The sequence below is a fragment of the Roseovarius sp. YIN77 genome (assembly GCF_057219155.1).
Map to the genome: position 1 here is coordinate 1 of NZ_JBXVVI010000056.1, position 1,200 is coordinate 1,200.

General features: G+C 54.0%; 2 protein-coding genes. Both read right to left on the reverse strand.

The annotated features are described in order from the left end of the window. Positions 1-3 precede the first annotated feature (3 nt). The gene (locus tag AC2D8P_RS16570) at positions 4-834 is read right to left on the reverse strand and encodes an IS3 family transposase (protein WP_484703991.1); all 831 of its coding nucleotides are present in this window, start codon (positions 832-834) and stop codon (positions 4-6) included. Between the two features lie 23 nt (positions 835-857). Then, the gene (locus tag AC2D8P_RS16575) at positions 858-1,145 is read right to left on the reverse strand and encodes a transposase (RefSeq protein WP_484703992.1); all 288 of its coding nucleotides are present in this window, start codon (positions 1,143-1,145) and stop codon (positions 858-860) included. Positions 1,146-1,200: the final 55 nt, after the last annotated feature.

The window sequence follows — 1,200 nt, forward strand, 5'->3', positions numbered from 1 at the left end:
TGTCTAGCCCCTTGTTTCAGTACCAGTGATTTGCGGTTTGTCTAAAAGGGTTTCTGGGACTGGTGGGCGCATGTTCAGAGCATGATGTGGTCTGATCTGGTTGTATTGTCTGAGCCACGTATTGATTGCGACTTGGGCTTGCCTTGTGCTGTGGAACCACTCGGCGTTCAGAACTTCCCGTCTTAATGTTCCGTTGAACCGCTCGTTGTATCCATTCTCCCATGGGCTGCCGGGATAGATTTGCATCGGCTGGACCCCGACCTTTTTCAACCAATCCTGCAGATGCGTAGCAATGAACTCTGGACCGTTGTCAGAGCGGACGAACTCTGGTTTGCCGTGTTTCATCAACAACGGGTACAGCGCATCCAGAACATCATTTGCATTCATCTTGGGGCGCACTGCCACGCACAGTGCTTCACGCGTATATTCATCCAGCACCGTCAGCATCTTATAGCTGCGCCCATTGCTTAACTTATCGTGGACGAAATCAATCGCCCAGATGTGGTTTGGATGCGTGGGCCGCAGCCTGATGACAGAACTGTCCTTGTGATAGAGCCGCCTTCGCTTCTTATGGCGGTGAGGCAGTTGCAGGCCCTCTTCGCCCCACAAACGCTCAACCTTCTTATGATTGACCCTCCAGCCCTCCATCCGCAACAGGGCTGTCACCTTCCGATAACCATAGCGACCATACTGTTTGGCCAGCCGGATCATCGCCAATCGCAGTGCATCGTCATTCGTGGGCTTCGCGCGATATCGGAGGCTTGAGCGTGACAGCCCCAAAACTGCGCAAGTGCGCCGCTCAGACGCGTTCAGCTTCTGACGGGTGTGGATCACGGCCTGACGCAACCCATCAACCGTCAGGCCCTGGGCTTTAAGTGATCCAGGCTCTCCTTCAGGATCAGCTTATCAAGCTGCAGGTCAGCGACGATCTTCTTCAGCCGCTCGTTCTCCTTTTGCAGCGCCCGCATCTCCGACAACTGAGGTCGCCCCATGCCGCCAAACTTCTTGCGCCAATAGTAATAGGTCTTGTCCGATATGCCCGCCTTGCGACACGCGCTTACAACATCCAATCCATCGTGCAGGTGCACATCAATCTCGCGCAATATCTTCAGCGCATCCTCATCCGAATACCGTTTTCGAGCCATCCCTCGTTCCTTCTGTAACACTCAAGTAGTGGCACAGTTTTAGGGGGCTAAGACA

What these genes read in the sequence shown, in the direction of transcription:
- AC2D8P_RS16575 (WP_484703992.1), bottom strand. Translation starts at nt 1,145, where the DNA reads ATGGCTCGAAAACGGTATTCGGATGAGGATGCGCTGAAGATATTGCGC.